Source organism: Vicinamibacteria bacterium, from assembly GCA_035620555.1.
Lineage (GTDB): Bacteria > Acidobacteriota > Vicinamibacteria > Marinacidobacterales > SMYC01 > DASPGQ01.
The window spans coordinates 1-5821 of record DASPGQ010000214.1 but is presented as its reverse complement, the minus strand read 5'-3'; the positions used below and the strand labels follow the sequence as shown (position 1 = coordinate 5821).

At 62.8% G+C, this 5821-nt stretch carries 6 protein-coding genes and 1 tRNA gene; 6 read left to right on the top strand and 1 reads right to left on the bottom strand.

The window, feature by feature from the left end:
- The 4 genes from VEK15_08540 to amrA all read left to right on the top strand — a co-directional run.
- On the top strand, nucleotides 1–983 hold a 983-nt coding region (locus tag VEK15_08540), incomplete at its 5' end, for a PDZ domain-containing protein (protein HXV60727.1).
- 30 nt (nucleotides 984–1013) lie between these two features.
- On the top strand, nucleotides 1014–1607 hold the full coding sequence (locus VEK15_08535) for a VTT domain-containing protein (GenBank protein HXV60726.1): 594 nt from the start codon (nucleotides 1014–1016) through the stop codon (nucleotides 1605–1607).
- Between the two features lie 4 nt (nucleotides 1608–1611).
- A complete protein-coding gene (gene amrB, locus VEK15_08530) occupies nucleotides 1612–2454 on the top strand; it encodes an AmmeMemoRadiSam system protein B (protein ID HXV60725.1) in 843 nt (280 codons plus the stop codon).
- A 3-nt stretch (nucleotides 2455–2457) separates the two neighbouring features.
- Nucleotides 2458–3006 (top strand): AmmeMemoRadiSam system protein A, encoded by a 549-nt coding sequence (gene amrA / locus VEK15_08525; protein ID HXV60724.1) that lies wholly within the window; start codon nucleotides 2458–2460, stop codon nucleotides 3004–3006.
- A gap of 15 nt (nucleotides 3007–3021) precedes the next feature.
- Here amrA and VEK15_08520 read toward each other — a convergent pair whose 3' ends face one another.
- Nucleotides 3022–4800, bottom strand: coding sequence for an ATPase, T2SS/T4P/T4SS family (locus tag VEK15_08520; protein HXV60723.1), 1779 nt, complete (start codon nucleotides 4798–4800; stop codon nucleotides 3022–3024).
- 146 nt (nucleotides 4801–4946) lie between these two features.
- On the opposite strand from VEK15_08520, the gene VEK15_08515 reads away from it, so the two are divergent.
- Together VEK15_08515 and VEK15_08510 are read left to right on the top strand one after the other, a co-directional pair.
- A tRNA-Val gene (locus VEK15_08515) sits at nucleotides 4947–5021 on the top strand.
- Nucleotides 5022–5078: 57 nt separating this feature from the next.
- On the top strand, nucleotides 5079–5821 hold a 743-nt coding region (locus VEK15_08510), incomplete at its 3' end, for a TGS domain-containing protein (protein HXV60722.1).

Below are 5821 nucleotides of genomic sequence, written 5' to 3'. Positions count from 1 at the left end.
AGTCCTTCCCCTTCGTCAATTTCGGGGATTCCGACGCCCTCGTGGTCGGCGAGTGGGTGCTCGCGATCGGGAATCCCTTCGGATTCGGACACACGGTCACCGCAGGCATCGTGAGTGCCAAGGGGCGCGTGATCAACCAGGGCATTTACGACGATTTCATCCAGACCGACGCGGCGATCAACCCCGGTAATTCCGGCGGGCCGCTCGTCAACATGAAGGGCGAAGTCGTCGGCATCAACTCGAACATCATCTCCAACTCCGGGGGAAGCATGGGCATCGGGTTCGCGATCCCGGCGAATATGACGCGCAAAGTCTACGAGCAGCTCGTCGCCGAAGGGTCCGTCAGCCGTGGCTGGCTGGGAGTCAGTATCCAACCGTTGACTCCGGAGCTGGCGAGGAGCTTCGGGCTCGAGGGGCAAAAGGGCGCCCTGGTGGCGGAGCTCGTGGGGGAGGAATCGCCCGCGCGAAAGGCGGGACTGGAAATCGGAGACGTCATCGTAGAGCTCGGCGGCCACCCCGTGCAATCCAATACGCACCTCGTTCACCTGGTGGGGGATGTGAGGCCGGGACAAACGGTGGAGATCAAGTACTATCGAGACGGTAAATTGCGCACGACCCAGGTGACCCTCGACCGACGGAATTTCGAGACCGAGGCGAGCTCCGCGCCCGTCGAGCTCGAATCCGACAAGGGTCGGCTCGGGATCAGCGGGCAGAATCTGACCGAGCAGCTCGCAAACGAGATTGGATCCACGTCACGCGCGGGCGTCCTGCTGGTCGGAGTCGATCCGAACGGGCCAGCAGACGATGCGGGTTTGACCCGAGGCGACATCGTGATCGAGGCGAATCGCCAAGCGGTTCGAAATGTCGACGATCTCCAGCGAATCCTGGCGGACGTGCCATCGGGCGGGGATTTGCTTCTCCGCATCGAGCGGGTGGGCGGCGGTCAGTCGAGCTTCCTGTTCGTTCCCGTTCGCTTGGAGTGAGCCCGGGCGCCGGTATAATGGCCGGTGCGGATGGAGAACGTCGCCGAGACCCTGGACGGGTTGGCCCGCGACCTCGGGAGCCTAACCGGAGGGCTGGGCCTCTTCGTCATCGCGTTTTTCGATTCCTCGCTCCTTTCCCTTCCCGAGATCAACGACGTTCTCCTGGTCTATTTCGGCACCCGTTTTCCCGAATTGGCGTACTACTACGCACTCATGATGGTGCTCGGTTCCGCCTCAGGGGGGAGCCTCCTGTTTTGGCTGGCTCGCTACAAAGGTCACCGAATGCTCGAGCGCCGGTTCGCCGAGAAGAAGATCGCCCGGGTATTTGGAGTGTTCGGTCGCTACGGCGCCTTGGCGGTGGTCCTGCCCGCGGTGATGCCACCGCCATTCCCGTTCAAGATCTTCGTGTTGTCGGCCGGCGTGCTCGGGCTACCGTATCAACGATTTCTTGCGGCTATCGCACTGGGCCGCTCGGTGCGCTACTTCGGCGAGGCCTTCCTCGCGGTGCGTTACGGCGAGCGAGCGATGGGCTACCTCGAGGCACACGGAGCCAGCTTGCTGGTGTTGATCGTTTTGGTCCTGGCCATCCTCGTCCTCGGCGCGAGCTTCTATTTGTCGCGATAAAGTCATGATCGACGGCTCCGAACGGTTGCGGCCTTCGCCTTTCGCGGGCACGTGGTACCCGGGCGAGCCGGAAACCCTTCGCGCGCTCGTGCTGCGCCTCCTGAACGAGTCTCGCGAAAGCCTCGACGGGAAACGAGTGTTCGCCCTCGTGGTCCCCCACGCCGGTCTCGAGTACTCGGGCGGAGTCGCCGCGTCGGCCTATCGCATCCTCCGCGAAACGGAAGTCGAGACCGTCATTCTCCTCGGTCCCTCTCATCGCGTCTTCTTCGACGCGCTCGCCGTCTTTCCCGCCGGGGCGTTCGAGACGCCGCTCGGTCGGGTTGCCATCGACGCCGAGCTCTCGCGAGAGCTGCTCGATTCTTCGGATCGATTTCGCGCGATGCCGGAGGTGCACGATCAGGAGCATTGCCTCGAGATGCAACTCCCGTTTCTCCAGGTAGTTCTCCCTCGATGCCGAATCGTTCCCGTAATGATGGGAAACCAGAGTCGAGAGCTCGTCGACCTCGCGGGGAAGGCCCTCGCCGCCGCGGCGTCGTCATCGCGTGCCGTGCTCCTGATAGCAAGCTCCGATCTCTCACATTACCAACCCCGCCCGCGGGCGAGGCGGCTCGACGAGACCGTTCTCGCGGCCGTCCGTGGGTTCGCCCCCGAAGCTCTCTTCGATGCTCTGGAGGACAATCCGCGCCACGCCTGCGGGGGAGGGCCGATCGTCTCGATCATGGCGGCGTCGCGCTCTCTCGGCGCCAAGGAGTCGAAAGTGCTCCGCTACGCCGATTCTGGCGATGCCACGGGCGATACCGGGGCCGTGGTCGGGTATTTGTCGGCGGCTTTCTACCGTGACGGATAGAGAATGATTCTCGACCCCGAGGAAGGACTGAAACTCGTGGCGCTCGCGCGAGCGCAGCTCCTGGCGCATTACGGCATCGGGCCTTTCGCAAACGAGACCCAGGTCCGAGCCCCGGGTCCGGTTGGTGGGTTGTTCGCCACCCTGGAGCGCGATGGAGAGCTTCGCGGTTGTATCGGATTTCTCCGCTCCGATGAGGCACTCTCGGTGCTCACCCGCCGAGCGGTGGTCGCGGCGGCGACCGAGGATCCGCGTTTCGAGCGGATGAACAAGCAGGAGCTCGCCTTGGTGCGCATCACGATCACCGTGCTCACCCCGCCGGTTCGCTTGTGCCGGCCCGATGAGATCGAGATCGGCCGGGACGGGCTCATCGTCGAACGGGACTCCGCTCGAGGGCTCCTTCTGCCTCGCGTGGCGGTGGAGCGAAACTGGGACCGAGCTCGGTTCCTCGACGAGACTTGCATCAAAGCCGGTCTGCCCGCGGCGAGCTGGGGCGACGACCGGACGAGGGTCATGCGGTTCCAGGCCGTATCGTTCACCGAGGTAGCCGAATAGCTTCGCTCGCGTAGCTCACTGGCTGGTGACGCGGATCACTTCCGCGACGGTCGTCTCACCCCGGACGAGCTTCTGAATCGCCGACTCCCTCAGGGCCTTCATACCCTCTTCGCGAGCGGTTCTCACGATCTCGGGCGCCGCGGCCTGAGATGCGACGAGCTTCCGGATCTTCCGCGACACCGCCATGATCTCGAAGATGCCCACCCGGCCGTGGTAGCCCGTCTGCCGGCAATGAATGCAGCCCCTGCCCCGGCGGAACGTGAGGTTCTTGATTTTTTCGAACGGAGCATTGAGCGACATCGCGTCGTCCTCGGTGGGGCGACAGTCCTCGACGCATTTGGGGCAAATGGAGCGCACCAGCCTCTGCGCCAGAACCCCGATCAAGGTGGATGTGATGAGGAAGGGAGGGACGCCGAGGTCGAGAAGCCGGGTGACGGCGGAAGGGGCATCGTTGGTGTGGAGCGTCGAAAGAACGAGATGGCCCGTCAGCGCTGCCTGGATCGCCATCTCGGCGGTCTCGGCGTCGCGGATCTCCCCGACCATGATGATGTCGGGGTCTTGCCGCAGAACCGTCTTGATGGAGCTGGCGAACGTGACGTTGATTTCCGGTTTGATCTGTATCTGGTTGAAGTCGTCGTACACGAGCTCGACGGGATCTTCGATGGTGATGATGTTGACCTCGGGTCGGGAGAGATGTTTGAGAACCGAGTAGAGCGTGGTGGTCTTTCCGCTTCCCGTCGGGCCGGTTACCAGAATGATGCCTTCCCGGTGCTCGAGAAAGGAAGTGAAACGCGGAAGCTCGGTCGCCGAGAACCCGAGCTCCTCGACCGATTTGAGCAGAATCTCGGGATCGAAGATGCGCAAGACCGCCTTTTCCCCGAATACCGTCGGCATCGTGGAGACCCGGATCTCGATCTCCTTGCCCGCTTCCGTTCTCTTGATCCGCCCGTCCTGGGGCCGGCGTTTCTCCGCGATGTTCAGTCCTGACAGCATCTTCACCCGGCTGACGACCGCCTGGTAGACGATTTTGGGAATGACGTGAACGTCGTGGAGGACGCCGTCGATGCGCAGTCGCACGAGGGCGATGTTCCTCTTGGGCTCCATGTGGATGTCGGACGCACGCTGATCGAAGGCGTGGCTCAACATGTTGTCGAGCGCGGTCACCACGGGCTGCATCGTGGGATCCATCTCGACGGCGGGCCCGGAGAGGAACTCCTGGTTGGTCACGTCGATGGATGAGAGGCGTCCCTCGGTCAGCTGCGATTCCGCGGCTTTGAGCGAGCTCTTGAGGTCGTAGAATCCCTTGTTCACCAGCTCGATGTCTCGCCGGGAGGCGACGACGAGCTTCACCTCGAGCCCCCCGAATTGCTGGAGGTCTCTAAGGGGCGCGCGGTTGAAAGGGTTCGCGATGGCGAGGGTGACGGTGTTTCCGTGTTTCGAGACGGCGCACATGGTGTGCTTGCGGGCGAACGGAGCGGGTAGCGCGCTGGTGACGACGTCCAGATCGAGGTCGAGAGGATTGATCTTGAGGTAGGGAAGTCCCGCGTGCCGCGCCACGGCTTGGGCGATGTCGTCCTCGCTCAGCGTCCCCAACCTTCGGATTGCCGCCTCCTCGTTGAGGTCCTGGACGCGCATGAAACGGATCGCCTGTTCCTCTTCTTGAGGGCTCAGCATTCCCTCCTCTTTGAGGATGCTGAGAAGGTTGGGTACGGAGCTGGACTCGGTTGTCGGGGCCGGCGGACGCCGCGGATTGGTGGCCATCGAGCTGAGCTGGAAACTTTGGGCTCTGGGCATTATCTCCTCTCGAGTCCGTACAAGTCAAAGAGACGAGATATGGCGTCCTGCCCCTCCTCCTCTGCGTATCCTTATATGAAACAAATGGTTGCCGTCTTGACAGCCAACAGGACCGCTGCTAGACTGCGTCGAAGTTGAGTTTAGACAGGCGCGTAGCTCAGGGGGAGAGCGCTACCTTGACACGGTAGAAGTCGGCGGTTCAAATCCGCCCGCGCCTACCATTTGGCGAAAGGGAGGTCCGGGCGCATGCGCCGCGGGCCTTTTTGTTTTCGAGGTCGATGAGCAGCGAACGAATCGAAGTGAGACTCCCGGACGGATCCGCGAGGACGTTCCCCCGCGGTGTGACGGCCGGCAAGATCGCCGAGGAGCTGTCGCCTGGCCTCGCGCGCCGAGCGGTTGCCGCGCTCGTCGACGGGGAGCCCTTCGATCTCTCCCGGGCCATCGATCGCGACGCGGAAGTCCGCATTCTCACGCCCGCGGACGACGAGACGCTCGAGATTTTTCGACACAGCTCCGCCCATCTCCTTGCCGCGGCGGTCATGCAGTTGTTCCCCGAGGCGAAGTACGGAGTCGGGCCTCCCATCGAAGGCGGATTCTTCTACGACTTTGCCCGCGACGAGCCGTTCACTCCCGAGGATCTGGACAAGATCGAAGCCAAGATGAAGGAGCTCGCGTCTCGAAAGGTCCCCTTCGAGCGAGAGGAGATCCCGAAGAGAGAAGCCGTCGCCCGGTTCCAGTCGATGGGGCAACCTTTCAAGATGGAGCTCGTCGAAGAAAAGGGAGACGACGTGGTCTCTTGTTATCGACTGGGCGAATTCTACGACTTCTGCGAGGGCCCGCACGTGCCCGACACAGGGATCATCAAAGCGATCAAAGTGCTCGGCAGCTCCGCCGCCTACTGGAAGGGTGACGAGGCCAACGCACCGATGCAACGCATCTACGCGACGACCTTCTTCGACGAGAAGAGCCTTGCCGAGCATCTCGCCCGTCTCGAGGAAGCGAAAAAGCGTGACCATCGCAA